General features: G+C 39.8%; 33 protein-coding genes. 30 read left to right on the top strand and 3 right to left on the bottom strand.

What is annotated here, in order from left to right:
* Position 1 precedes the first annotated feature (1 nt).
* The 8 genes from AB5916_RS13485 to AB5916_RS13450 all read left to right on the top strand — a co-directional run bounded on the left by AB5916_RS13485 (position 2) and on the right by AB5916_RS13450 (position 4,896).
* Positions 2 to 946: a hypothetical protein gene (locus tag AB5916_RS13485; RefSeq protein ID WP_368191433.1), complete on the top strand. Its 945-nt coding sequence runs from the start codon at positions 2 to 4 to the stop codon at positions 944 to 946.
* Between the two features lie 2 nt (positions 947 to 948).
* Entirely contained in the window at positions 949 to 1,233 is a 285-nt protein-coding gene (locus AB5916_RS13480) for a hypothetical protein (RefSeq protein WP_368191431.1), read from the top strand.
* 252 nt (positions 1,234 to 1,485) lie between these two features.
* A complete protein-coding gene (locus AB5916_RS13475; protein ID WP_368191429.1) occupies positions 1,486 to 1,860 on the top strand; it encodes a DNA cytosine methyltransferase in 375 nt (124 codons plus the stop codon).
* A gap of 137 nt (positions 1,861 to 1,997) precedes the next feature.
* Positions 1,998 to 2,648 carry a DNA cytosine methyltransferase gene (locus tag AB5916_RS13470; RefSeq protein WP_368191428.1) on the top strand — a complete coding sequence of 217 codons (651 nt, stop codon included), beginning with the start codon at positions 1,998 to 2,000 and terminating at the stop codon, positions 2,646 to 2,648.
* 100 nt (positions 2,649 to 2,748) lie between these two features.
* The gene (locus AB5916_RS13465; RefSeq protein WP_368191426.1) at positions 2,749 to 3,069 is read left to right on the top strand and encodes a hypothetical protein; all 321 of its coding nucleotides are present in this window, start codon (positions 2,749 to 2,751) and stop codon (positions 3,067 to 3,069) included.
* Positions 3,070 to 3,111: 42 nt separating this feature from the next.
* The gene (locus AB5916_RS13460) at positions 3,112 to 3,450 is read left to right on the top strand and encodes a hypothetical protein (RefSeq protein WP_368191425.1); all 339 of its coding nucleotides are present in this window, start codon (positions 3,112 to 3,114) and stop codon (positions 3,448 to 3,450) included.
* A gap of 163 nt (positions 3,451 to 3,613) precedes the next feature.
* Positions 3,614 to 3,814 (top strand): hypothetical protein, encoded by a 201-nt coding sequence (locus tag AB5916_RS13455; protein ID WP_368191424.1) that lies wholly within the window; start codon positions 3,614 to 3,616, stop codon positions 3,812 to 3,814.
* A gap of 143 nt (positions 3,815 to 3,957) precedes the next feature.
* On the top strand, positions 3,958 to 4,896 hold the full coding sequence (locus AB5916_RS13450) for a DUF5688 family protein (protein WP_368191422.1): 939 nt from the start codon (positions 3,958 to 3,960) through the stop codon (positions 4,894 to 4,896).
* A 238-nt stretch (positions 4,897 to 5,134) separates the two neighbouring features.
* On the opposite strand, the gene AB5916_RS13445 is transcribed toward AB5916_RS13450, so the two are convergent.
* Positions 5,135 to 5,446 carry a hypothetical protein gene (locus tag AB5916_RS13445; RefSeq protein ID WP_368191421.1) on the bottom strand — a complete coding sequence of 104 codons (312 nt, stop codon included), beginning with the start codon at positions 5,444 to 5,446 and terminating at the stop codon, positions 5,135 to 5,137.
* 55 nt (positions 5,447 to 5,501) lie between these two features.
* On the opposite strand from AB5916_RS13445, the gene AB5916_RS13440 reads away from it, so the two are divergent.
* The 9 genes from AB5916_RS13440 (at position 5,502) to AB5916_RS13400 (ending at position 9,697) form a co-directional block, all read left to right on the top strand.
* A complete protein-coding gene (locus AB5916_RS13440) occupies positions 5,502 to 6,467 on the top strand; it encodes an RNA-guided endonuclease InsQ/TnpB family protein (RefSeq protein ID WP_368191476.1) in 966 nt (321 codons plus the stop codon).
* A gap of 208 nt (positions 6,468 to 6,675) precedes the next feature.
* Positions 6,676 to 7,026, top strand: coding sequence for a hypothetical protein (locus AB5916_RS13435; protein ID WP_368191420.1), 351 nt, complete (start codon positions 6,676 to 6,678; stop codon positions 7,024 to 7,026).
* Positions 7,027 to 7,233: 207 nt separating this feature from the next.
* Positions 7,234 to 7,455, top strand: coding sequence for a hypothetical protein (locus tag AB5916_RS13430; RefSeq protein ID WP_368191419.1), 222 nt, complete (start codon positions 7,234 to 7,236; stop codon positions 7,453 to 7,455).
* Positions 7,452 to 7,886: a hypothetical protein gene (locus AB5916_RS13425; protein ID WP_368191417.1), complete on the top strand. Its 435-nt coding sequence runs from the start codon at positions 7,452 to 7,454 to the stop codon at positions 7,884 to 7,886. Before AB5916_RS13430 ends, AB5916_RS13425 begins: the two co-directional genes overlap by 4 nt.
* Positions 7,883 to 8,287 (top strand): SLOG family protein, encoded by a 405-nt coding sequence (locus tag AB5916_RS13420; RefSeq protein ID WP_368191416.1) that lies wholly within the window; start codon positions 7,883 to 7,885, stop codon positions 8,285 to 8,287. The genes AB5916_RS13425 and AB5916_RS13420 overlap by 4 nt, the downstream gene beginning before the upstream one ends.
* Before the next feature lie 10 nt (positions 8,288 to 8,297).
* Complete coding sequence (locus AB5916_RS13415) at positions 8,298 to 8,561, top strand: hypothetical protein (protein WP_368191414.1); 264 nt, start codon at positions 8,298 to 8,300, stop codon at positions 8,559 to 8,561.
* A gap of 198 nt (positions 8,562 to 8,759) precedes the next feature.
* Positions 8,760 to 9,062, top strand: coding sequence for a hypothetical protein (locus tag AB5916_RS13410; protein WP_368191413.1), 303 nt, complete (start codon positions 8,760 to 8,762; stop codon positions 9,060 to 9,062).
* Positions 9,040 to 9,546 carry a hypothetical protein gene (locus AB5916_RS13405; RefSeq protein ID WP_368191411.1) on the top strand — a complete coding sequence of 169 codons (507 nt, stop codon included), beginning with the start codon at positions 9,040 to 9,042 and terminating at the stop codon, positions 9,544 to 9,546. Before AB5916_RS13410 ends, AB5916_RS13405 begins: the two co-directional genes overlap by 23 nt.
* Entirely contained in the window at positions 9,527 to 9,697 is a 171-nt protein-coding gene (locus tag AB5916_RS13400) for a hypothetical protein (protein WP_368191410.1), read from the top strand. The genes AB5916_RS13405 and AB5916_RS13400 overlap by 20 nt, the downstream gene beginning before the upstream one ends.
* Positions 9,698 to 9,791: 94 nt before the next feature.
* On the opposite strand, the gene AB5916_RS13395 is transcribed toward AB5916_RS13400, so the two are convergent.
* Positions 9,792 to 10,103, bottom strand: coding sequence for an HNH endonuclease (locus AB5916_RS13395; RefSeq protein ID WP_368191408.1), 312 nt, complete (start codon positions 10,101 to 10,103; stop codon positions 9,792 to 9,794).
* 214 nt (positions 10,104 to 10,317) lie between these two features.
* Between AB5916_RS13395 and AB5916_RS13390 the strand changes: the two genes are divergently transcribed.
* From AB5916_RS13390 to AB5916_RS13350, 9 genes are all read left to right on the top strand, one after another.
* The gene (locus AB5916_RS13390; protein ID WP_368191406.1) at positions 10,318 to 10,527 is read left to right on the top strand and encodes a hypothetical protein; all 210 of its coding nucleotides are present in this window, start codon (positions 10,318 to 10,320) and stop codon (positions 10,525 to 10,527) included.
* A gap of 109 nt (positions 10,528 to 10,636) precedes the next feature.
* Positions 10,637 to 11,083, top strand: a complete 447-nt coding sequence (locus AB5916_RS13385) for a hypothetical protein (protein ID WP_368191405.1) — start codon at positions 10,637 to 10,639, stop codon at positions 11,081 to 11,083.
* A gap of 24 nt (positions 11,084 to 11,107) precedes the next feature.
* Positions 11,108 to 11,293: a hypothetical protein gene (locus AB5916_RS13380; protein ID WP_368191404.1), complete on the top strand. Its 186-nt coding sequence runs from the start codon at positions 11,108 to 11,110 to the stop codon at positions 11,291 to 11,293.
* A gap of 110 nt (positions 11,294 to 11,403) precedes the next feature.
* Positions 11,404 to 11,604 (top strand): hypothetical protein, encoded by a 201-nt coding sequence (locus AB5916_RS13375; RefSeq protein WP_368191402.1) that lies wholly within the window; start codon positions 11,404 to 11,406, stop codon positions 11,602 to 11,604.
* 78 nt (positions 11,605 to 11,682) lie between these two features.
* Positions 11,683 to 12,108: a hypothetical protein gene (locus tag AB5916_RS13370; RefSeq protein ID WP_368191401.1), complete on the top strand. Its 426-nt coding sequence runs from the start codon at positions 11,683 to 11,685 to the stop codon at positions 12,106 to 12,108.
* 214 nt (positions 12,109 to 12,322) lie between these two features.
* Positions 12,323 to 14,599, top strand: a complete 2,277-nt coding sequence (locus tag AB5916_RS13365) for a coiled-coil domain-containing protein (protein ID WP_368191399.1) — start codon at positions 12,323 to 12,325, stop codon at positions 14,597 to 14,599.
* 119 nt (positions 14,600 to 14,718) lie between these two features.
* Positions 14,719 to 15,282 (top strand): HAD domain-containing protein, encoded by a 564-nt coding sequence (locus tag AB5916_RS13360; protein ID WP_368191398.1) that lies wholly within the window; start codon positions 14,719 to 14,721, stop codon positions 15,280 to 15,282.
* A 375-nt stretch (positions 15,283 to 15,657) separates the two neighbouring features.
* Positions 15,658 to 16,218: a hypothetical protein gene (locus AB5916_RS13355; protein WP_368191396.1), complete on the top strand. Its 561-nt coding sequence runs from the start codon at positions 15,658 to 15,660 to the stop codon at positions 16,216 to 16,218.
* A gap of 11 nt (positions 16,219 to 16,229) precedes the next feature.
* Positions 16,230 to 17,273 carry a 5'-3' exonuclease H3TH domain-containing protein gene (locus tag AB5916_RS13350; RefSeq protein WP_368191394.1) on the top strand — a complete coding sequence of 348 codons (1,044 nt, stop codon included), beginning with the start codon at positions 16,230 to 16,232 and terminating at the stop codon, positions 17,271 to 17,273.
* A 34-nt stretch (positions 17,274 to 17,307) separates the two neighbouring features.
* Here the strand turns inward: AB5916_RS13350 and AB5916_RS13345 are convergent, their stop codons facing one another.
* Positions 17,308 to 20,814 carry a DNA polymerase III subunit alpha gene (locus AB5916_RS13345; RefSeq protein WP_368191393.1) on the bottom strand — a complete coding sequence of 1,169 codons (3,507 nt, stop codon included), beginning with the start codon at positions 20,812 to 20,814 and terminating at the stop codon, positions 17,308 to 17,310.
* Between the two features lie 239 nt (positions 20,815 to 21,053).
* Between AB5916_RS13345 and AB5916_RS13340 the strand changes: the two genes are divergently transcribed.
* The 4 genes from AB5916_RS13340 (at position 21,054) to AB5916_RS13325 (ending at position 26,418) form a co-directional block, all read left to right on the top strand.
* The gene (locus AB5916_RS13340; protein ID WP_368191391.1) at positions 21,054 to 23,540 is read left to right on the top strand and encodes a YfhO family protein; all 2,487 of its coding nucleotides are present in this window, start codon (positions 21,054 to 21,056) and stop codon (positions 23,538 to 23,540) included.
* A gap of 115 nt (positions 23,541 to 23,655) precedes the next feature.
* The gene (locus tag AB5916_RS13335; protein WP_368191389.1) at positions 23,656 to 24,075 is read left to right on the top strand and encodes a hypothetical protein; all 420 of its coding nucleotides are present in this window, start codon (positions 23,656 to 23,658) and stop codon (positions 24,073 to 24,075) included.
* 2 nt (positions 24,076 to 24,077) lie between these two features.
* The gene (locus AB5916_RS13330) at positions 24,078 to 25,409 is read left to right on the top strand and encodes an NYN domain-containing protein (RefSeq protein WP_368191387.1); all 1,332 of its coding nucleotides are present in this window, start codon (positions 24,078 to 24,080) and stop codon (positions 25,407 to 25,409) included.
* A gap of 544 nt (positions 25,410 to 25,953) precedes the next feature.
* Entirely contained in the window at positions 25,954 to 26,418 is a 465-nt protein-coding gene (locus AB5916_RS13325; RefSeq protein WP_368191386.1) for a DUF3232 domain-containing protein, read from the top strand.
* Positions 26,419 to 26,425: the final 7 nt, after the last annotated feature.

Genomic DNA, 26,425 nt, shown 5'->3' with positions numbered 1-26,425 from the left:
TATGTTTACAGAATTTCATAAAGAAGATTGGCATAAAGGACAGACAATTTACCTTCTCCGTATAGGGGAAGGTTCTGATAAACTGGAGCCGGAAAAACGGATCATCGAAGGGATTGTTGAAACGGTTGGCAGGGTGTATATCACCGTTTCTGCAAATTCCCAGAAAATCCGTTTTGAATTCGATGAAGAAACAGAGCAGATCTTTCAGGAATACAATTACGGAAGATCATTTGAGATCTATCTGACCAAAGAAGCTGCTCTGGATATCCTGAAAAAACGTAAAATCGAGAATCAGTTAAGGGAAGATGCAAATATCTTGCTGACAAAAAATCTGATCGATTTGGATGGTAAAAAGCTGGAATTATTGAAAAATATTCTGGACTTTGTTCTTTTACGATCAAATACAAATATTTCGGACATCTTATCTGAATATCTGTCTTTTGAGGAAAAAGATGTGTTTTACAGGAAAGTCTGGGCTGAGCATGTCAAGGAAGATATTCTGACCTTTTCTGAAAATGAAGATATTGAAGTTGCAGATGAGGAAGCAGATAGAGCAGCATCTGCTTATGTAAATGGGCGGTATGACTGCAATCTTTCTTACTGGGAGAATCTTCACAATTTGATTCAGGAAAGCAAAGAAAAGGGGTTAGAATATACAATATGCCTGCAGTCTCTCTTTGATGCATTAGCAGGATATGATCCTGAAGAAGATTATGTACCACTGGAAGTAGAAGGAAACATCCAGAAGGAAACAGAAGGGGACAAAGTATATTATAATCTCAAAACAGACGATGGAACTCCTTGTATGGACGGAGGAACATGTCAAGTTATGGATATAACACCGGATTATGTTGTTTTGATGGAAGAAGATACTCGGATACCATTTAAGTTGTCGCGAAAAGAATTCGACTTAGCTGTGATTCCGTATACAGGGGAGGAAGATTAATTATGACTATCAAAGAGATCATCAAAAATGACAAATTGCAAACAGAAGTGGATGAAATTAAAAGATTTTCCGCTGTAGATATCGATTATGTCACAAAGGATGGTGTCCACTGCGAAACACAGCTGGACGTCAGCCATCACATTTTGACAAAAGCAGGAATCGAGGAACTGGAAGAACTGTTTGATTCTCTTACGAAAGAGTTCAACACTAAGAGTAACCGAATTCTTTCATGTACGGTAGTTGCGAGTGCAGATACAGAAGAAGAACTGGAAAAAATGGGATACTAGGAGGAATATGTTATGGGATATCGTTACAAACCATCTGGCTATAGCGGTTGCGATTTCCTTGTTGTGACCAGTTATTTGTAGTCGAGTAGTTCACTGAATTGATCCATATTTAAGAGAGCTTCGGCTCTCTTTTTTTTATTGTATTTTTCGATGAAATACATATTAAATATGAATCTAAATATACCGAGGAAAGGAGAAGAAGTAAATATGGATTAGATTCAAGAAAATATATTACATTTGGAGGAAATTATTATGGCTCAGAAACGAACACAAAATGATGTTGTATTGGATTTCAGAAACAAGGATTTTAGCAGAATGAGTGAAAAAGGACTGCCAGAACCAGCAGATCAGGCACACCCTTTAAAAGTTCTATCCCTGTTTGGCGGCATTGGAGCTGATCTTAGAGCTTTAACCAACTGTGGATACAATGTTAAGTCCATTGATTATGTGGAAGTGCTTCCATATGCGGTACTGGCATATAACCGGATCTTTGAATGCGGTCCGAAACCGCAGGATATCCGTATCTGGAATATGCATCCAGACATTGTAGTGCATGGAAGTCCATGCCAGGACTGGTCCCAGGAAGGAAAGAACAATATCAACACCGGACGTTCCATCCTTTTTTAAAGGGCTCTGCAGATATTGGATCCTTCTCCATTAAACGGACATCCTGAGCTGACAGCACAGCCTAAGGTCGTAGTTTGGGAAAATGTCCCACGCTTATTGTGGGCATACAAGGATGTCCTGGAATACTAATAAGTGTAATGGAAGAATTCGGTTATGTGTCTTATTACCAGGTTTTAAAGGCTTCTGATTACAATATCCCACAGGATAGGGAAAGGATATTTGTAGTTTCAATTCTCAAAAAAGTTCCAAATGCAGAATCTTTCACATTCCCTGAAAAGACGAAACCAAAGTGGACATTAAAGCAATTTATTGACAAGACAGTTGCTTTTGATGACCCTCGTGTTCAGCTTAAAGAAGCAGAAGAGAAACTGCTCTTTAAGCTTCCGGATGGAACTCTTGCAGTCCGCGAAGGAACAAAAAAAGGATACAAAGAAATTGAAGATTGGAATATTGTTAATCTGGCATTTCCAGGATCACAGACCCGCAGAGGCCGTGTTGGTATATGCTGTAAAACGATCACAACAGGGCCAAGACAGGCTGTCTATTATGGTGGGAAGATCCGGATGCTTACAGCAAAAGAATATATGCGGTTCATGGGATATCGGGATGTAGACTATAAAAAAATGTCTGATGCCGGTATTACGGATGATCAGATCTGTACCCTTGCCGGTAACTCTATCTGCGTTCCGGTACTGGAAGCTCTGTTTAAGCAACTTGCTTCTTATGATATCATTCCGAAACCGGAAGATACATATGAGAAGAAAGCCAGGAAAAATAGTAAGAAGTAATTTGTGTCATTTATGACATAACGAAAATTTTATTGTGTTATATACGACATAATTGTAATTACATTATGTCGTATATGGCATATTATCAGGAGGAATTAATATGTCAAAATTGGAGTATGCACCTTTACGTTTTTCGAAACATTTCAATCTGGATTCTATCCGTGAGATACTGAATACCGGGTTTCAGCGTATGCCACTTCAGAATAAGGTCCTGAATACGGCGGTATTGCAGGATATAAGAAACCTGGAACCAAAGCAGCTGTTGCAAATGGTTTTTGCACGTGATTTCTTCACGTTTTATTATAATGGGCCATATGCCTTATTAAATAAGGGCATGCTTCAGAATGGACCGTTGAATGCAGCTCTTTTTGAGATGATGGAAGATGAAAATTGTATGGCTTGTGATACATGCAATGATTAAACTTGAAACAAGATTTTTCTATGGAAGAATGGAGGATATAATATGCGATTACCACAAGAATTATTTGCAGAAGCCTTATGGTTGGAATGGGATAATCATTATGGAATTATCCATAAAGAAAAATTGCCAGATCTTCTCAGACGATACAATCTAAAATTAAAAAAGGAAAAGACTTTGGATGATATACAACTAGCTTTCGGTCGAGGTCTTAAAGATACGTTTGGTAATACGGTAAAACAAATAGAGCAAATTGCCGAAGAAATTGACAAAATCTGTATCATTGCCAATTGGGAAGATGCGGTTGCAAAGTATAAAAGAAGATCAAAAAAGAATCAAACATTGAAGAAGAGGTTTCAGGTAACGATCTGCCAATTTCTGTAAAAACCAGAAAGTCCCCACGTCCTCACAGCAGATGCGCCCACTGGCAGCACTACTGGACAGGTCCAAGACGGACGACTTTGGAACTGAAATGGATCGAACCTACTTTTGTTGGTGTTGCATCAGATATTTCAGTAGTAAAACATAAAGTACAAGGAGGTCAGATATGAGTCGGTGTCCGAATTACTGTGGAGTTACATGCGTGAACGGTTGGTGTCCAAATGCTCTTGCAGATGAGTATCCAGAGTATGGTTATATTCATTGTACTTGTGCGGAATGTGGCTATTACAAAGGATGTGAAGATTGTTGCTTCGCTGATAAGCCTGATTACTGCAGTAGCAAAGATAAGGAAAAATATCAGAATTAATCCATATTAAAGAGAGCTTCGGCTCTCTTTTTTTCTTGCATTTTTTCTAAAAATACATATTAAGTATGAATCCAAATTTATTGATGAAAGGAGTAAAACAGAATACGGATTTTAAAAAATGATAATCTTTAGGAGGAAAAAATATGATTAAATTTGAAAGCTTTTGTGAAGAGATTAGAAACAATATAAAAGCCTTTTTACCAGTAACTTATGAGAATGCTGAGGTATCCGTTATGGATTATCAGAAATTGAATACGACTTACAAGGGTCTGATGGTGAAAAAGGAAGACGAAACAATCACACCGACTATCAACATGGATCAACTCTATAAAGCCTATCAGAATCAGCCGGGAGTAACTATGGAAAGCATATACAGAAGAATTGCAGATATCGTAGTGGAATCACCGATCCAAGTGAATCTCAAGTCCATTATGGATTATGACATTGCAAAAGATCATCTGTTCATCCGTGTATCATCAGCGGAAACAAATAAAGATATGCTTGCAAATGTTCCACATCAGTTAAAGGAAGATCTTGCAATCACCTATCATGTGGCCGTCAGCATGGATGAGGAAGGATTGAGTTCCATTCTCATTAAAAATGGCCTGCTTAAACAGTACGGCATTACAGCAGAGCAGCTTCATGAAGATGCTATGAAGAATTCTCCACGTATCATGGCACCGGAAGTATCTTCTTTGGGTGCAATGATGAAAGAATTGATCGAGAAGGATCTGTTCATGATGTCACCGGAAGAAAGAGAAATGCTGCAGGAATCTATCAGAGAATCTGCTCAGATGCCATCCTTTTTTGTAGTAACAAATCATCAAAAAATCAATGGTGCCGGAGCCCTCTTCTATCCGGAAATGCTGGATAACCTGGGCAAAGTTTTTGGACAGAATTATTTTATTCTGCCATCGTCAATTCACGAAATGCTGGTTCTTCCTGACAACGGAGAAATCAGTGCAGATGAATTAAGGGCGATGGTCACAGAAGTCAATGCCACTCAGGTGGCACCTGCAGAACGCCTTACAAATAATGTGTATCATTATGATGTGTGTAACCATGATTTTAAGGTGTGCTAATCCGTATTTAAGAGAGCTTCGGCTCTCTTTTTTCTTGTACATTTTTGGAAAACACATATTAATTATGAATCCAAATTTATCCAGGTTGCGGATTCATCCCTCCGCCTCTAAGCGCAAGCGTAGGCGACGGGATGAATACGCTCCAGTACGATCTTTTCTTATAAAAAACAGCCAGCCTCCTTTCTATCTGACATATTAAGTATGAACGATCTTTCAGAAAGGAGGATTTTGCATGCAGTTACCAGTCACCATGCATATGGCACAGAAGTATGCGGTCAGCCGGGACAACCCAGAGGATGTCTTTGCGTTTTTCTATAAAAACTTTGGCTGCAGCCGCAAGGTCTATAACCTCTGCGTGGACAGTCTGTACCGACAGCTGGAAGCTGCCGGATACCAGTGCGGGGATGATATCCCGGATCCTGTATTCCCCAAAGTCTCCGCCCTTAAGAAAGAATACCATTACCTGAAGGAAGTGGATTCCCAGGGGCTCGCCAACAGTGTCATGGACTTCCTGGCTGCCTGGAAACGGTTTCGGAAACAGCCGTCCCATAAGGCATATACGAAACGTGCCTTAAGGAGGGACGGAACCCCTTTCCTTCCGCGGGCTGAAAGGGATCCCGAAGTTCCATGCAAAGGCTATGGGATACTGTTCCTACCGTACCGCCTGCCAATACCCGTCCGGAAAGAACAGCCTGAAGCAGCCGACGGTACGCCTTACGGGGAATACCTTATATCTCCCGAAGCTGAAAGGCGGCGTGAAGCTGGTGCTGCACCACAGCCTGCCAGAAGATGCCCATATCGAGAACGTCACCCTGTCCATGGAGATGGACGGGTCCGTCCATGCCAGCATCTGTTATTCCTATACACTGCTGGTGGACATGACGCTGCAGGAAGCAGCCATGGACGGGGCACATCCGGAAGGAACCACTTTTCTTGGACTGGACTACTCCCAGCATGACTTCTATGTAGATAACGGGGGCAGGAAAGCCAACTACCCGAAATACTACAGGAAGTCCGAAGAGAGGCTTGCCCTGCTCCAGAGAAAGCTCTCCCATAAGGAAAAGAACAGCCAGAATTACCGGAAGCTCTTAAAGCAGATCCGGAAACTCCATACAAAGATCAAAAACCAGAGGAAGGACTTCCTGCAGAAGGAAAGCACCCGGCTGGTGAAAGCATACGACGTTATCGTAGTCGAAGACCTGGACCTTAGGGGGATGGGCGGGGCCCTTTCCCTGGGAAAGAACCTCCACGATAACGGGTTCGGGATGTTCCGGAATATGCTTGCGTATAAGCTCAGAAGGAAAGGTTCCTGCCTGGTGAAGGTGGACCGCTGGTTCCCGTCCTCTAAGACCTGCAGCTGCTGCGGACATGTCCTTGAATCTCTGGAGCTTTCTGACCGGACTTACGTCTGCCCGGCCTGTGGGAATACCATGGACCGGGACGTGAATGCAGCAGTCAACATCTGTGAGGAAGGAAAACGGATCTTCCCGGATTACCTGAAAAAGATCCTCCAGGAGGAGCAGGAGGCATCAGATAAAGCAAAAAGAAAAGGCCGCCAAAAGGCAGCCTGAAGATACCAGTAAACCCAACCGGTCGGAACGCCGGGGGTAGCCTGTACATCTACGGGGCGGATGGTCGCAGCCATCCCTGAAAAGGTCACCCGGTTAGGCAGGAAATGAAAGCCGTGAGGCTGAAGCCCCCGCCTCTAAGCGCAAGCGTAGGCGGTGGGAATGTTCACTCCATGTTCCCATCATTTTTGGAATATAAGGAGGACGAGGAATGAAAAAACAGATTCGTTATTATCCAGGAAAAGGTCTTAATGAAGAAAGCTATACGTATTCTGACGAAAAACTTGCAGAAGTAATCCAGGAATTATCTGTAGATATTTCAGAATTTCATCGCATTTTTTTGTGGTATGCATGGGTAGACGATGATATTGCAGAACTTTGGGTTACCCTGGATGCAGGAGAGCATGTTAAACTTGGTGAACGCAAAACAATTATGCTTCACCGGTATAATCTTTTACAGGATGATGTAAATGAAATACAAAAAGAATCAAACAGAATCAAAAGGTTTCTGAAACGTAAGTTCCCAGAAATCCAGGTATCTAGCAGACTATATATTAGATGACATATTTTTGAGGCGCACCTTCGGGTGTGCCTTTTTTCTTATAAAAATCGAACAGGAACCGGGAAAAATTACATATTAAGTATAAAGAAAATTTTCGAAAGGATGTGGGTAAAATGACATATTAGTTATGAACCAATTTTAACGCAGAAAGGAGTACGCATTATGAGGTACGAAAAAACGAAAAAAACACTACAGGAGGAAAACATTATGGTAGACGCAAGAAACTGTTCAGAAGAAGCTTTTAAATATGCAATGCATAAAGCATACGCAGATGTAACCACGATTCCAACTAACACACTTTATATTCTTTATACAAAATATAAAACAGACTCTGTCCGTTTAAAATCCGTAGACAGACGGCTGGCCGCAGAAGCAAAGAAGAAAAAAGCAATTTATTGGGATGAACTGGTCAGGAGGAAAACAGAATGACAGGAGATATACTGGATAATAATGAGGAACTGACCATACATATCAGATTCCGTATGAAAAAAGATGCAGACCCGGATTACAGATATGTCCAGCTTGTCATGGACTGCATTGAAACAGAAAAGAAATCACCTTGTTTCGGTCAAAATAAAAGAGTAAAACTTTATCCAGACCCGGAACTTCCAAATGAAACTGTGTATGCGGAAGATATTGAAAATGGAAAGGATGATTATGAATACAAGGTGTCTTTCCATCCTAAAAACTACATGACTATTAATGGTATGGGTGGATGTGAAAAATTCCTTAACAGCATCCTTATGATTGGTGATTATTATATTGTAAACCCTGTAACGGAAGAAGGGTTTAAAAATATTGATTTTGTTGATATCTGCTTTGAGTATGCCGACAAAATGAGCAGAGGGTATTTTGCATGAACTGCGGGGTGATAGACATGGAAGTTAGGATCATTGTAACTGGAAGCCGTGATGTGCGCTATTATGCAGCGATTGCAAAAGCCTTGGATTCTTATATTTCTTCCCTCCCTCAAAATACAAAGATCGTATTCGTGATCGGGACCTGTCCCGGTGCAGACATGTATGGAGAACGTTATGCTTATGAACACGATTTTGAGGTTCATGAGTTCCCTATGGAAAGGAATAAATACGGGACAAAAGCAGTAAAAGAACGGAATGTACGAATGGCTAATTATGCTACCGCTGATGGAGCTACTGGAGTTCTGTTTGCTTTCTGGAATGGAAAAAGTGAAGGAACCAGGGATATGATCAAGCAGGCTAAAGTTCAGGGATTAAAAGTCAACAAATTTATGGTTAATTGAGGAGGTTGTCATGACAGAAATATTTCCGGATACTGCAGATACTTTATATTATAGTGGATGCAGATACCAGGAGTTAAGTACGGAAGAGGTTCGTTCCCTTCCGGAAGAAACAGAGATTTATATTGCAGAATTATATGATGGGAAAATCGATGAAATTAGCCGGTATGTTACCGGATTTCGCTATAAACGTCCGGTTCTGTATAAGGAACCATTCCGCAATATTTTTGTCAATATTGGAGATTTTAAAAATAGGATGTACCTTAGAAAATCATAAGAAAGAGTTTCCCATTGTGGGAACTCTTTTTTGCTATTTTACGAAAAAAATGACATATTATTTATGAAAAGTTTTTTCATTTTCTTTTTCTTTCCTTCCCGCTCACTGGTGCATTCCAGTGGACTTTTTTTCATGCAGTTTCTCCCAAAATACATATTAAGATTGAAACTAAAATTCTTGATGAAGGGAGAAAATTTTATGGAAACATTACTATCAATCTGGAATTACCTGTTAATACATCTGTTGCAGCCGATCTGGAACAGTCTGGTTGCCCTATGGAACAGCGTGCTGGTCCCATTTGGAAATGCGATGGTTGACTGGGTAAAAAACTTTATGCCATGGTGTGAATCTTTTGCGGATTTCTGTACGGCATTGTTCAAATTAAGATATCAGAGCCGGATCTATTCATTTATGATCCTGCTGCCACTTGCAGTGCTCGTCTTACTGCTTACAAATCTTACAAAAAGGAGGATACGCCGTGTTAGGAGAGCTCGAAAATAAAATTCATGAATACTATAATGACATTGGGAATAAAGAACTTCAGAAGGAAGTCATCTACGCTGCCCTTAAAGAAATGGCCGTTATCTGTGTGAGCGGGCTTAATGTATACATGAATAATAAGGCCTATATGAACAACCTTATCGGACAGGATCTGATAAATGATGATACTGCCCGCCATATTAAGGAACTGCTTATTGATGACTGCAACATGGAAGAATACGAAAAATATGTATTCAAAAAATGTGCGGACATGGAACGTATCTATTCCAAATATTTTGACAGCTATACATCCGTACTTGCAGATGGACGTATTTATAATACAATCCTGAATATGTACTGGAATGAAGACGCTGGTGCCTGGCAGAGTGACGGAAGTGACGGATGGGTACGGTTTACCCTGATGATGCCGTATAAAGCTTCAAAAGAGGAAACTAGGATGAGAAGATATATAGGAGGAAATCGTTATGAAAAAGCTTACGCATAAGGAACTTTCCAGAATGGAACAGCAGATGGGTATTTCTAAGGTCAGACATGACCGGCCTGCCGTTGGACGCCCAACAGTTTTTTATGGAAAAACAAATAAACAGTCCCGCAGGGAAGGACGAATGCTGTCCAAAAACTATTCTGCTGATTAATGTTTCTGTGACCGCTGGCTTACGCCGGCGGTTTTTTCTTGCAATTTGTGAAGACTCTTGCGACTTTAACTGAGGTAGGGGAACCTGCCTTTTTTTATTTCTGTAGAAGCCTTTTCAGGTCTTCGGAAAAATCTCTTCCACAGCGTATTTTTGTTTGATACCAGTATATTTCTACGATTTTTTCGTAAAAATCTCCTGGTAGAAAGTCCTGTTTAATTGCATTGCAGACTTTGCAGGCACATTGCAAATTATCCACCAGATCATCGCCCCCTTTGGCTAACGGTATGATATGATCGATACTCATTTTCTCAAAAGGAAGCTCACATCCACAGATCTGACACCTGCCACCACTTTTTGCATATATTATTTTCTTGTATTTTAAGCTTATCCGATACCTTTTCTTCATCTTATGTCTTTCCTCCTTATACAATATATGCTCATACTCCCTTAAAAATAACGGTTTTAGATAAAAAAGGTATTTTTCATTCTCAGGTTCCTTCTATCAAATTTTGTATCAAATATCAACGATAATACATACTTGATCCAGAATCAGGTACTCTAATTCACATTTTTTGCTCACATTTGCTTTTTATGATATTATTAGGATAAGAGGTGAGAAAATGAAAATAGGGGATGTTGTGTATATCGTGGAATCGAACCGCTATATCCGAAAAGTACAGATTGTCAGAATCATTGGAAATATGTATCTTATCCGCTTTCTGGACAATGGTGGCGGAATCCAAGTTCGTGAGAACAGGCTCTTCCCCACACAGGAGCTTGCTGAAAACAGCATAAAAAGGACAATTCATGCAGAAAAAAAAGTTCCATAAAATCCATACGATTATTGGTATTAGAAAAAAAGACTGGGAAACCGGTCTTTTTTTTGATGTTTTTCCGAAAATATAACATATTAAAAGAAAACGGGGTATATTGCATCATGTGTATAAGGGGAATAAAAAAACAGGCTGTCTTGCAGCTATTCTGATAGCAGGGTGTCTCTCGGTGCCGGCATCCGCGGAAGAAGTCCAGCCGCAGACGGAAGACATCCAGACAGAGAAAGAATCAGAAACGATATCAATAAAAGAGACTACGGAAAATTCAAACTATACAGAGGAAGCACCTGCTCAAACAGAAGCGTTGCCAGAAGATCAAACTGAAACTAAAAATGATATATCCATAGCAGCAGAATCTTCAGAACCGGTTTCAGAACCAATTGGAGAAGCAGCAGTAAGTAATTGGGAATGGGATGACAAAGAAAACGTCATACAGGATAATACGATTGATATCGTATGCAAAAACGAAAATTATATGCTGACTTACCAAAATTTTTCTGAATGCCTTCCAGACAATATTCTTTTAGATGAAGTCAATTCCATTGAAATATAGGAATGGAAATGCCAGGAAACTATTTTGGAACCCGGATCCGAATTATTTTCCCTGCGGAAAGATGCTATCCATCTGCTGGCAGTATTGGACAAACCATATAAGCTGGATCCAGACCCGCTGCTTACGATTCGCTTTCTTAAGCTGACTCCATCAGGAAAATTTACAGGAAAAGAAACTGGTATCTGGAAATGGGTGGTAAAAAACAAATAAGATAAGGCCAGTACAATGTGCCGGTCTTTTTTTCTGCCATATGTTTTCTTATAAGAATCATTCGAACTCCAAAATAAATAACATATTAATAATAAAAACGGAGGTTTAAAATGAACCGAAAAATTACAAAAACCAAAAGAACACTCATTCAGGAATTTGAAAAAGCCATGCAAAATGGACATTCCGTAAAAAAAATAATCCAGTTTTTATCTGGATGCAATGCGTATTTAATCGCTCTTGCCGGAACAAATCATGTTTTTTCTACAGAAGAAAAAGAACAGCTTTATGATTTCTATGGATATTTTATGTAAAAATATGGTGAAAAAACCTATTCTGCCAGGATAGAAAACTGGGGACAAGAACCGTTTATTTTCCGCCTTACGGAAGATTTGTATGATCAAGACAGAGAGCTGGAACTATTAAATGTTCTTAATACAGCTTCTGAAAATATTAAACTGGAAGCTTTTTCTCTGGCAGAAAAATTACTTTCTATAAAAAAAGATAAAATACTCAACTGTTTCAATGCAAACGGATATTCTACATACAAACTGCCTGATTCTAAAATAAGTGTGGAAGGCAGAAAATATCTTCAGGCTGTATGTGCTGAAATGCTTTCATGCGATGGTGTTATCGTGGTGCGTGTATTTGGTAAAAAGGGGGAAGCAAACCAATTATTCAGTGTCCGCTCTGATGGAAAAGGACACTGGATCCCAGTCCCTAAAAAGGTGACGAAAGAAAGCCACTGTACTGCACCAGATGGAAGTCAATTAGAGCCAGAAAAAGGACTTGTATATACAGAAATTTCTAAATGGTAAAAACAAAAAGCATACTAAACAAGTTATGAACCCAGAGCGTTTTTGTTGGTCTGGGGCTTGAAAGGCTGACGCCTGAAAAGCCTTAAAACGGAGACTGCAAAGAGGTTCTGAGCAGAGCATCAACGCACCAATCGACTTCCGGGGATTTCAAGTCTGAAACTCCGGATACAGGCGCACACATGCTGTGAATATCAAGAAAGGGGGGTCTGGAAGGATGCAGGTAATCGGAAAAGCAAAGCTTTTATGGGATGAATTTTTAAAATTTACTGAAAATGAAAAAGCACATTCGGACAAGCGTGAACTTGGCTGGTATACTGACGTGCGCTACAAAGTCCCGAATGAAATAGATAACATTATCTGGCGTCAATATAAAAAAACGGGAGAACACAGAGATCCGAATGGAGTGATATGTACTATCAGCCCATACTGCATGGAGACAGCGAAGGAACATCTTGATTATCTGGAAAGCATGGATTTGCCATGGGATCTTATCTACTATGACAAAGGAGTTGCTGTTATCCGTTCGGGAGATTTCCAGCTTGGAATTCCAGAATCAGCCGTTGAATGCCAGCTTTTCCAGAATCTAGACAATTATACCCTTGCGCAGCTGAAGGGCACCGCCAAAACAGAATTTTCTCTTGTCAGTCAGGACGATGTCAGCAAAAAAGACATGGATCAGAAGCTGCAGAGTAAACAGGCTGAAATCAAAACAAAGGAAAATGAAATCAAAAAGCTTCAGGAAGAAAAGAAGGCAGAGCTGGAGAAGATCCGTCTTGAGCTGGAAGAGAAATATGCCAGACAATTACAGCTGATTGAAGCTAAAAAAGCTGAAATCGAAAAGCAGAAAGATGTACTGGAAAAGCAGATGTTCCTTCTTGAGACAGAACTTTACAGCATCCGGTGCTTTATGGGAGAAACGGTGGATTTCATCCCATTACAGAAAGGCGGTTACAGCCATACAGAAGAACCGCTGGTCTTTTTCCAAAAAGTACGTTATCTGGATGAAGAACTTGGCAAATGGCTTTCCATTTACGGATTTGACGGCAGTTCCAATGATATTTCCTGTTTTGAAGAAGCTTTAAAGTACAGAGAAGACCTCCGCGAACTGTTTGCACCTGGGCCAAAGTCCATTTCTATCGTCAAGATCAGTAAAAACGGAGTCTCTTATGGGGTTAGCGGCTGGGTTGCAAATACTCTGGCTATGTATAAAAAATACCATGGACAGCAGATCGGCATCTTGGTGCGTGACGGAGAGAATCTTTGGGTCGGCTGGACGGATGAAGAGCGTATCCAGATCCATGACGGGAATGCATTTCTGAAGCCGGAAACCAAGGAACAGCCTGTAGAGGAAGCCGCCGGCGTATCAGATACAAAAGAAGAAAAGGCATCCAGATATTTCATTTTTTCTATTCTGCAGGGATTGATTCAGAATGGAAAACTGTTCCATATCCCGGATGGAGTAAACATTTTAAAACCGAATCCATACATCATTCTTTCTCTGGCAGACGAATGGCTGGAAGATAACCGGTATGGTACGTTTTCAGATATTGTAAACCGGACGGATGCACCTCTGGCTGTTGGGGATATGATCCTGACAACCAGCCGTATTACCAGGAATGATGCTGGGATGGGAAATATCTGGAATAATGGAAGGACAACCAGATACGATAAGTATAACAATGACCGTGGGCGCGGCGTAAAGAACCGGACGCATGACGCAAGCATCCCGGATAAAAAGGTGGTCCCTGTGAATCTTATCGATACGCATGAACAATATGTTGTGTACTGGAAGAAATACAGGCTGGAAGTTACAAAAGTCCCGATCGAACAATTAAAAGACGGAAATGCGGCATTAACCAGCTATCATTATGAAACAAACAGAACTGATGAATTCCTTGGTGTGGAAAGATCTTATCTGCAAATAAATAATGGGAAACTGTACCAAAAAATTCCAGTAAAAGGAAAATCTCCAGAAGATATTTTCCAGACTGCAAAAATTTACGGATATGAACGCCAGGAGGATGAATATATAACACATGATGTAAACCAGTCTTATTATAGAATTTATGACCATACTGAATTCTATGGAATGGAAAAAAATTGTTTTATATCAGCGAAAAAATTAAACTGGAGCGAAAAAACTTCCTATGCGAATATGGAAATTTTTGAGGGAGAATACCTGAATTTAACGTATTTGAATTCCGTATACCTTGCCTATGCGATCCAGAATCGGAAAATTGGCGGGTGGAAACGTGCTGGTATAGTGGTAGATTATGCTGACAGTCTGCCATATCTCCACACAGCTCTGGAATACCTGAGGAAACGGGAAAAAAAAGAAGCTACAATGCTGGAGCAATACATGGCACTTTATGAAGACTGGCAGGTGGATGTTTCTGAGTGGAGACTGAGGCACAATTACCATCGTTTGACGGATACCAGGGCAAAGAAGTTTGCCGCAGAAAAAACGAAACCGGGGTGTAAGCCCCGGTAAAACGAAAGGAGAAATCTATGATAAAAAGCAGTATCGCTTGTTTGTGATTATTAATATAACCGTCAATGGTGATGATTTTGTGATGAGAAGATTATGATTTTGTGAAAAAGGAAGCTATTATGAGAGTTATTTTTCTTGATGTAGATGGGGTTCTAACGACCTGCTCCTATCATAATCCTGATACCAACCATATAAATCCGGAAAAAGTACAGATTCTCAGCCAGACAGTGAACCGGACCGAAGCAAAAATCGTATTGACCTCCACATGGAAAATGGGATATGATAAGGATTCTGGCAAAAAAGAAGACTATTTCAAAGTTTTAGAAGGTATATTGGTGCAATATGGTTTGGAAATTTTTGATATCACAGATGATATTCCAGCGAAAATAAAAGAACCGTTGCCACAGACATTTTCCCTTGAGGATTTGGATAATATTGAGGGATTACATGGAACCGGACGGGCAGCAGAAGTGGAGAAATGGATTCATGATCATTCTGTAGAGGATTTCGTCATTTTGGATGACGAAGATCACGATTGGAAGGAATACGGATTGGATGAAAATTGGATCCATACTTCTTATTATGGACCGGACTGTGAAGCAGGACTTTTAAAAAAACATATTGATAAAATTTGCGATATTTTGGACAGAAAAATTTCTTATAAAAATCAGCCAGGACATTGAAAAATGGCATATTAATAGTGAAAGAATACTATTTGTGCAAATTGCACAACGAGGTATTTAAGGTGGCTGAAACCCGCATAAACACTCAGTGTTTCCTCCCTGTATGGGAGGGTGTACCATTGAAGAGTAATAAATGCTGAATTCGAATTTAATTTTCTCTCTGCAAGGCATGGTATTTCAGGAGGTATTTTCTATGTCTTGGAAAGATAAGGTTATTATATTTCTTATAATATTTTTTTTCATTATTTTCAGCAGCTTGGTTTTCACGCTCTTATAAAATTCCTGACGAAGGTGATCCGTGTATTGTAGGAGTAGAGCAGCAGACTTAATAATAGATGCACAAATGTTAAATTGTTATGAATACGAGGAGATATTATGATACCTGAGAATGAAATTGTTGAAATATTAAATCAAAAAGGAATACTTCGATTTTCTACGCTGATGGTCCGTTATCATTTGTCTGCGAATGCAGCAATGGAAGTTGTGGGAATGTATAAAGAGAAAGGCCTAATTGACGATAAATGTAAACCAACTTTTGAACGAAAATTAAAATGGAAGCCGGACGGTGAAGATCTGGGCGAGGATGAAAAAAATCCTGAAAAATCAGCTGCCAAAAGAAATACTGCTAAAAAAAGAGTGAATGTTTCTCCACAAAAAAGCACAAAAAAAGAAGAGAAAATTCTTGGTAAAAAAGTTGATGTAACGGTCAAGGAAAAAGCAGCCACAAAAATTTCTGCTAAAAAAGGAATTTCTTCCCTCAAAAATACTATGAAAAAATCTTCAGTCCCAAAGAAAGATTCTTTAAAAAAAGAGACTACAAAAGTGAAAGTTCCGGCAAAGAAAACTTCTTCTACAAAAAATGAAAAAACTACGAAAAAAACACGAAAAAGAATTGTAAAAAATGATGATATTGAAGGACAGATGAGTCTGTTCTGAAAGGAGAAGCTATGCCAAAGTTTTTGATTATTGATGGCTCTTCAATGCTGTCAACTTCATACTACGGGAATCTGCCAAAATCTATTTTGTTTGCAAAAACGGATGAGGAGAAAGAAAAGCATTATTCAGAGATTTTACATACTTCTGGAGGGCAATATACTAATGCTATGTTCACGATGCTCCGAACTCTCATCGGAGTCTATAAGAAAGTGAAACCGGAATATATAGCGTTTACTTTCGATATGACAAGGGATACTTTCCGCCGTACCCAGCTTGGTGCAGATTTTTACAAGGCCAACCGTAAAGCGACAGCAAAGCCTTTAAAGGAGCAGTTTATACAGATGGAAGAATTCCTGAAGGTCATTGGGTGCCCGGTATTTATGAGTCCTGATTATGAAGCGGATGACTATGCCGCATCCCTAGTCGAAAAATTCCAAGGACCGAACCTACAGACATATGTTCTGACGAAAGACCATGATTACTTTCAGTTAGTTAGTCCATATACGCGTATGTGGAGAGTGGTTACGAAGGACAAGCTGGAGGTTCTGAAGGACGCTTATAGTTTATACGGAAAAGATGTATATGACGTTCTGCCTGCAAATGTTTTTGAGTATACCCCAGAAATTGTGTATTCTGAAGAAGGAGTGTATCCAGAACAGATTCCGGCTCTTCTTGCAATTACAGGTGATCCCGGTGACGGGATTCCAGGGTGTAAGGGTGTTTCTTCAGCAGCAGCTCCACTGGTTGCAGAATACAAAACGCTTGATGCAATTTATGAGGCAATCGAAGATTGCGGAGGCATTACGAAAAATGAAAAAGAACTGAATGCATTTTGGAAGGAATCCTTAGGCGTCAGCAGAAGCCCGATGAAGGCTCTAAAGGCCAATAAAGAGATGGTCTATCTCAGCGAAAAACTTGCAACAATGAAAAAAGACATTGTCATTCAAGAGGATTTGAATGATTTGAGGTTAAATATCGACATTGACGAGTTGATAAGACAGTTAAAAAATTATGAAATGCATAGTCTGGTATCAGAAATTGAGAATCTAAGATAAGAAAAACCCGTTGCGAAATGCAGCGGGTTTAGTTTTACATTAAATATTTTGCTTTGGTAACAGCTATATTATCTGCCCCAAATTTTGCCTTAAGTTCCTCCAATGCAGCCTCTTCTGAGGAAATATGAATCTGCAAAGATTCCTTATTTCCAGTATTATTAAAAACTACATTGATCCGAGAAGATCCAGAATATCTGTCTGCAATACTGTTTAAATCATCACTATTCTGATAAAAATCCTGTGCATCCCGAAAACGTACCCAGACTATGTTGTTATCTCCGTCCAGGAAAAAGATCCTATCAGCCAATACGCTGGCTTTATCATCCTTTACGCTGACTTTTCCAGATACGATCACCGGACGGTCTTCCTGTAATTTATCAAAGATTTCAGAATATACTTTAGGAAAGACTACGACATCAACAGTGTTTACCGGATCCTCGATACCAACAAATGCCATTGGTTTACTGTCTTTTTTTGTGAATATCTTCTTGATGCTGGAAATAGTTCCGGCAATCCTGACATTGTCTCCGTCATACACCCTGAAACCAACTTCCGGATCATCCATGAAACAGGAATTATCCGTAATATAGTTACATTCCAGCATTTCTGCATACTGTTCCATTGGATGGCCACTGATATAAATACCAGTAGCTTCTTTTTCCAGCTTTAGCAGTTCATTCTTGGAATATTCCGGTAAATTTGGAAGCATATCCGAGGATAAAATCGCACGGCTTTCAGGATCATCACCAAGAAAATCAAAGAGATTCATCTGTCCTTCCAGCTGTTTTTTATCATCCTTCTTCTTACCATCCAGGTATTTTTCACCGGATTCAATCAACGTATGTCTGGTCAGTCCGGTGAAATCCAATGCGCCAGCACCAGCGAGACTGTCCAGCATCTTCTTATCGATTTCCGGATTTCTTTTGATAAAATCATAGAAATCTTTGTAAGCACCATTTGCTTTTCTTTCATTGATGACTTCCTTAAGAGCAGCTTTTCCGATACCTTTTACAGATGCCAGTCCATAACAGAGAGAGGAGCCGACCACGGTAAAATCTGTTTCGCAGCTGTTTATATCCGGAGGCAGGATCTCAATTTTTTTCATCCGGTACTCATTCAGATAAACCACCAGTTTTTCCGTTTTATCCATTACAGATGTTAAAAGACCAGCTGCAAATTCCAACGGATAGTGGGCTTTCAGGTAAGCTGTCTGCATAGAAACAGCAGCGTAAGCAGCAGCATGACTTTTGTTAAATGCATACTTTGCAAAATCAACCATCTGGTCCCAGATTTTCTGTGCAATGTCTTCAGAAATGCCTCTGTTTACACATCCGTCAATTTTCAAATCATTATCTCCATAAATAAAACGGGGAGCTTCTTCATCCATGATTTCCTGCTTTTTCTTTCCCATCGCTTTGCGGATCAGATCGGCACGTCCCATGGAGAAGCCGGCCAATTTTCTTACGATCTGCATTACCTGTTCCTGAAAAACGATTACCCCATAAGTAGATTGTAAAATCTCCTCCAGCTCTGGAGTAAGGTACTGGATGGATGCAGAATCATGCTTTCCCTGGATATAATTAGGTATATAATCCATAGGACCAGGACGATAAAGAGCAACACCTGCAATAATATCTTCAAAGCAGGATGGCTGCAGCTTTTTCATGAAGTCTTTCATCCCTTCGGATTCCAGCTGAAAGATACCATTTGTATCACCTGAAGCAATCAGCTCCAAAGCTTTTTTATCGTTCAGAATCTCATCTGTCCATAATGGAATATCGACATCATATTTTTCCTTAATCTCACGCTGCGCAGTGTCAATGATTGTCAGGTTTCGGAGCATCAGGAGGTCTTTTTTCAGGTTTCCAAGATGTTCTGCATCTGACATATTGTACTGGCAGACCAGGTAACCTGTTTCAGGATCAACAGATACAGGATAAAGATCTTCGCACGGAACAGGGGTAGGAATGTGACCGCAGGCATGCGTAGAAGGTGCTTTCTTGGTTCCTTCCAGTTTTCTTGCGATTTCCCACAGTTTTTTCAGTCCTTCATCAGAATTGATATAGTTCTGCAGTTCCGGATCCAGTTCCCAGGCCTTATCCAAAGTCATTTTCGGATCTTTTGGAATAAATCCGGCAATCTTTGATCCTACACTCGGCGGATAACCTGCAACTCTGGCAATATCCCGGACAATTCCTTTTGCGTTCATGGTAGTAAAAGTCTGGATCTTTGAGAAGTGATCTTTCCCATTGTCTTCAGCTTCAAAAGCAATAACTTCATCCTTGTGACTGTAGTCGTAATCTACGTCGATATCAGGCATCGATATTCTTTCAGGATTAAGGAATCTTTCAAACAGAAGATTATATGGAATAGGGTCAATGTCGGTAATTCCGAGACAATAACACATCCTGCTGCCGGCAGCGGAACCGCGTCCGGGACCGACCAGGATTCCATGAGATCTGGCCCACATGATGGTCTTTCGTGTGTCAATAAAATACTCAGCAAATCCCATTTGCTTAATCACACTCAGTTCATATTCCAGGTCTTTTCTGGCAGTTTCACGTTCCATATGGCCTAACGGATAACGCTTTTCCCAGCCTTTCCAGGCTTCATCTTCCAGATACCGGAAATAATCTTTTCCATATTCTTTCGGAATATGTACTTTAGGCATCCTGTAATTTCCGAATTCAAATTCAAAATTACATTTATCCGCAATTTCCATAGTATTGTCAAAAGCTTCCGGGAGAGAAGGGAAGAGCTGCCTCATTTCAGCCTCTGTCTTTACAGAATAATCACCGTAATAAACCATTCGATCCGGATCGTCAATGGTCTTTTTTGTCTGAATACAGAGAAGATATTCATGAGCTTCCTTATCTTCATGGTCTACGTAATGACAGTCGTTCGTGCATACCAGCTTGATACCAAATTTGTTTGAAAATCTTACCAGTTCGTTTGCGACTTTCTGTTCCTCTACGATTCCATGATTCTGGATCTCCAGGTAATAATCATCACCAAACAGATTATTATATTTCAAGATAGTCTGTTCAGCTTCTGACATATCCCCGGTATCCAGTCCTTTTAAGATCATCTTCGGAACACGTCCGGACAGACATGCACTCATGCAGATCAGTCCTTCATGGAACTGTTCCAGCAGTTCAAAATCAATACGGGGCTTATAATAAAAGCCTTCCATATTGGAGCGGGAAATGAGGTGGCACAGGTTCTTATATCCGATTTCATTTTTTACCAGCAAAATCAGATGATAATACCGTTCTTCATTTCCTGATGACTTATCGAATCTGCTGCCAGGTGCTTCATAACATTCACATCCAAGGATAGGCTTGATTCTTTCTGCCTTGCAGACATTATAAAAATCAGCCAGTCCATAACCAACTCCATGATCCGTGATTGCACAGGCGGTCATTCCTGCCTTTTTTACCTTTTGCACCAACTTTTTAATCTTGCTCATTCCATCCAGCAGAGAATATTCTGTATGGACATGCAGATGTGCAAATCCAGGTTCTTCTTTTATAGATTCCATATGTATTAGCTCCTTTCATCGTTATTTTCACTTCCATATTTAATATGTATTTTGGGGATAAGCATTGTGAAAAAAGTATTCGAAATAGAAAGTGTGTTTTCCTAACAACAAAAAAGAAGTTTCGTTGAATCTCTTTTTCATAATTCATAAGAATATTCCCGCATTCATGACAAAATTCCGACATTCTGCTCCAAATCCTACATATTAAAAATAAAATATGTAGGAGAGTAGAATTCAAAATGAAAAAATTAAGGCACTTCAAATTAAATTATTTCTTTATAGGATTTCTATTATCTGCTGTGCTCATGACTGTGGCCTTCTATGTTATAAAGGTCTGGCCGGCAGGTGACCATTATGCACTAATCGTGGATTCTATCCATCAATATCTTCCATTTTATACCGATTTCCGGAATAAACTAGCAGGTGGAGATTCCCTTCTTTATTCGTGGTCCGGTGGTTTAGGTTACAATTTCTGGTCTACCTATGCTTATTATCTGGCAGCTCCGTCAAACCTGCTGCTATTTTTCGTACCTATGAAATATGTTGGGGATTTTATGGATCTGATGATCATCCTCCGTATAGGACTCTGTGGCGGCTGCTTTACCTGGTATCTGCATAAACGCAGACCGGAAGAGAATCTGACCCCGGTGGCTTTCGGTTTGGCCTTTGCCCTCAGCAGCTTTGTGCTGGGATATTACTTTAACCTCATTTGGCTTGACAGCATTGCTATGACGCCTATCGTCATGTACGGAATCGAAAAGATCATTTCAGGTAAGAGTGGGCGGACTTTCTGTCTGGCTCTGTTTTATTCCATCTGGTGTAATTACTATATTGGTTTTATGCTGTGCCTGTTTTCCTGCCTGTATTTTGTCGTATGCTATATATCAGAAATACTGGAATTCTCCATAGGGGATCTGATCAAGAAGGGACTGAAATTTGCCTGGTTCGGGATCCTCGGAGGAGCAATGGCAGCTGTGGTCCTCCTGCCGGCATATATGGGACTTACTGCAACAGAAGCGATTGCCGGAGACAGCAGTTTTCCGACAACGATCCAATTCTTTACCAGCCTGGCTGATATGTTAAAGCAGCATATGGTATTTATAGAACCGATCAATATTTCTGATACACAGGTTGGTTTAAATGCTTATTGTGGAATCGGAGCCGTATTTTTTGCAATTCTATTCGCATTTAATAAAAACTCCTTTATCCGAAAAAAAATCTCCCATTTTGTATTATGCGGGCTCCTGTTATTCAGTTTTTCTTTCAATATCCTGAATTATATCTGGCATGGTTTTCATGTACAGAACGGACTTCCAAACAGGTTTGCTTTCCTTTACATAGCGGTCATTATCATCATGGCTTTTGATGCATTTGGGACAAAATACCGGCTATGGCAGCTATTCCTTGCATGGGGACTTCCTTTTAGCTTCCTTATCTATGCATATGTTACCAGGACTGCAGAGATCAAGGAATGGGTGTATTTTGCAAATATGGGACTTCTCACAGGATATTTTCTCCTTACTGTATTACGGAATTATTGGAAAAAACTGAAGTATCCGGTTTATGCTGCATTGATCTCTATTATCCTTATAGGAGAGCTTACTGGTAATTGTACTTTAGGAATAAAGAGCAATTCAGGTGATACCAGGGAACGGCACATTAAGGACCAAACCTCTTATCAGAAACTTGTTACCGATGACGGCAGCTTTTACCGAAGTGAAATCGACCGCCAGTGGATGCGGAATGTGACCATGTATTCCGGTGGAAACGGTCTTGTCATGTTCAATTCTACTATGTACAGCACAGTCGTAGATTTCTGCAGGCAGATGGGGATAGAGGCCCGGACTAATAAAAACGGGTATTTAGGTGTTACAAAACTGATGAATGATGTCCTTGGTATCAAATATATGCTGTCACCGACACACAAAGCAGAGACTATGTATGGCTTCAATTACCAAAAGACCGATGATGAATTATCTCTATATAAGAATAAAAATGCATTATCCCTTGGCTTCATGGTCAATGACGATATCAAGGACTGGGATATCAATGACGGAAATCCCCTGGAAATCCAGAACTCCTTTGTCGAGCTGGCAACTGGGAAAGATCCTATCTATTATTATGACCGGGAGATCGAGCTTGCAGACGGAGTGAAGAATGAGCTTCTGATACCTGATGATAAACAGGTTTACTTCTACATGGGTGTCAATATGGATTCCCTGGAATTGAATACACCGGAATACTCCAAGACCTATGAAAATTTTACGGATTTCGTTTTTCAGGCAAACGGAACAAAAGAGAGCAATCTTGCAGATTTCACAGTCAGCCTTGGGGACAAATGGGATGATAATGAATTAAAAGCCTATGTTTATACCTGCAGTAACAAGGATTATCAGGATGTGGTCGATGCCCTCGCTCAGAACCAGCTGGAAAATGTGCAGGTAAAAGGAGAACGTGTATCCGGTACGTTAACTGCTCACAAAGACGGAACTCTGTTACTGACTATTCCTTACGATAAAGGCTGGACAGTCACCGTGGATGGAAAAAATACAAGTACGTATGCAGTTGGAGAAGCACTGACAGGGATTCATCTTGACAAAGGAGGACATACCATTGAAATGAAATATAATCCACCTGGATATAGTTACGGAACGCTGATCAGCCTGGCTGCAATTCTTTTGTTTGCAATATCTGCATATCTGGAAGAGAGAAAAAGTGGGAGATGATCCTGCTTTTTTTTCTTGTAGTTTTTCCAAAATACATATTAAAGATGATACAAGATTTATGATGAAAGGAGAGCAAGTACATATTTGTATCAAAAATAATAATGGAGGAAAATTAATGAATAACAAAATTGAAGTATCTGTAACTGGAGGCATGCTTATTGCAGAAAAAAATACTGACCCGGATTATGCAGGTATCAGTATCAGCTTTGTACCTAATTGTGGCGGTGGTAATACAGAGCTGGCACTTTTTGAAGAATCAGACAAAACACTGGCATTACGCTCGTATATGGATGTCCTAAAAGACGAACCGGAATCCATTTACTGCCAGTATGACGATGTGCTTCTTTCCCAAGTATCTTATGGAATCTACCTGGAAAGATGCCGTATTGAAAAAGAAGTTCCTATGAGCGCACAGTACTTTGCAGAAAACTTTTTCTATGACAGGGATTATATGAAGAACCTGCTGTTGGAAAATCTTTTTCAGAAATATGAGTCTGTTATGGCGAGAAAAAATAATACTGACGAGGAGGCTTAATTATGTATCAAGTAAATGTTTATACGATTGTGTCAAAAGTAGCGTACCTCATCGGTGCGGAAGAACGGCTTTTTAAGGATGGGGACAACCTCCGATATGAAGTCTTTTCTGAAATGAATAATGTTTCGGAAGCAAAGATATTCCGTGCATTAAACATCATCCGAACCGGTGTAATGAAGAATTTTAAAGAGATCAACACCAAGATTTTTTATGAAATGAAAAATCTGGATTCTTTTCCGGAATATATCGACCAGAATGCTCTTTCATTTCTGTCAGAACATGGTATTAAGGTTTTAAAAGCCAATACGAGAGCTGATGAATACGTGTTCATCATTTCAAAGTTGATCAATGAAAGAGCTGCTGAAATGGTCAAAATATGTTTTCCAGTTTGGATCAAACCGGAATATCTGAAAAGTATCTTTACGGTAAAATGTGGAAACAAAAAAGAAGGAAAAGCTCTTGCGCAGAATTTTTCTTCAAAACTGAATAATTATCCATATCAGATGTTTCTAAATTTTGAAGCTTCTGAGGGAAATATCCTTTTTAACGACGGAAAATTCCTGGATCTGCTTTATCGTAAAAACAGAGATAAATTTACTGATTCATCGAAAGTCAATGATATCTCATCTGTGGCTAAGGATGATTTCCAGGAATTTCTTGAAGCTGCCGATGATATTTATATTGTCGTTGACTGTGAAAATGCGGATGTATTCAAAGTTTATTCCATGCTGGAGGGCCTAAAGAAGGCTTATTCGCAGGATCTTTTTAAAAAGATCAAAAAAATCAAATTGTATGATGATATTCATACTTCCAGTGCATGGAAGCTGCTCCAGCGTTTTACGGACATCAAGATCGACCACACGCTTACCGGCCGTGTAAAAGAAGATAAGTCTCTGGTTGATACCCGTCTTACCGCAGGAGTGTGTGACTCTTATCATGTGGACCATATTCATGATTTTATCCTGGTTTCCTCAGATTCCGACTTCTTCGGACTGATTGAAGCCCGTCCGGAATGCAATTTCCATCTTATGGTCGAAAGAAAGAATGTATCCAATTATGTCATTGATGCCATGGATGAGTACGATGCAGGTTTCTGTTACATTGATGATTTCTGTACTGGAAATCTGGAAAACCTGTATATGGATGCCATGAGACTTGAAATCAGGGAGTTTCTTGAAAAGAAGACGTATATTGATCTGCAACGTTTATTCTCAACTGCCGCACATAATGCGAGACTGGACATTTCGCCTTCTGAAGTGGAATCTTACTGTAATAAATACAGTAAAGATATCCATATCGAAAGAACCGGAAATGAGATGCGTCTTACGATTTAACAAATGAACTTTTCTTATAAAAACAGTCCTTCTTTCTAAAAGGATTGCATATTAGTTGTGTAACTGTTTTAGAAATGAGAACGGTTTGTAGAAAAGCAAGAAGTCCCCTGCCTCTAAACAAAGTGTAGGTAGTGGGATGAATTGTAAAATAAATTTAACGGCAGCGGTGGGCGGAGAGAAATCGGTATCCACTGCTGACATGAGGTTAATCACAGTCGGGATTATCTCGGCGTGCCAGACTCCATAAATATCGACTGTGGGTTGAAACAAGATAAGAGATGACGCTGATGGTTCTACGGTATACGGTAATGACGGAACGTTTTTCCCTGATTTTTCATATGATGAAAACAAAGTCTTGCATCTGGTATTGGACTATTATGAGAAAAACGAAGAAGACTGCGAACGATCTTTGATATAATGTGTTTAAAGGGGTGCGAAAGCACTCCTTTTTTTTCTTGCGATTTTGCAGGAAATACATATTAAAGATGACACTAATATTTTTTGAAAAAAGGAGATTGTAAATTGAAAATAGGAGGAACTTAAAATGTTTATGGAAAAACAAATGGAAATTATGTCTGCTATGAAACAAAGTAATTACGAACTATTTGATAATGATGCTGACGATGCTTATGACACGCTGGAACATATCTTCTCTACTTTTGTAGAGTATGCGAACTGTGTGATCCGGATGCAGGTCATGATTCCGATCTGGCGGAACCGTTTCGATGGCGAAGAACTTCGAGATAAGGTTCAGGATATTGACCAGTCCCGTCATGTATATCATGAATCAGCTATCAGCAGTCTCAAACAACTTAACCGGCTTTGTTCTATATATGGGTTATCCCCATATGCAGATATCGACACTTCAGACCGTTACGCTGTTGCTGATTTTGTCGGAACGTGGATCTCTGAAATTTATGAAGATGGGAAATCCAAGAAAATGGATACTACTGTGACTGGAAAAATTTCAGAATATCCATTATACTGTATGAGACAGAAATCAGAATGATGTAACC

Origin of the sequence: Blautia sp. 1033sp1_1033st1_G9_1033SCRN_220408, from assembly GCF_040929965.1 — a bacterium.
Classification (GTDB): domain Bacteria; phylum Bacillota; class Clostridia; order Lachnospirales; family Lachnospiraceae; genus Blautia_A; species Blautia_A ammoniilytica.
This window is presented reverse-complemented; position numbering and strand designations above follow the sequence as displayed.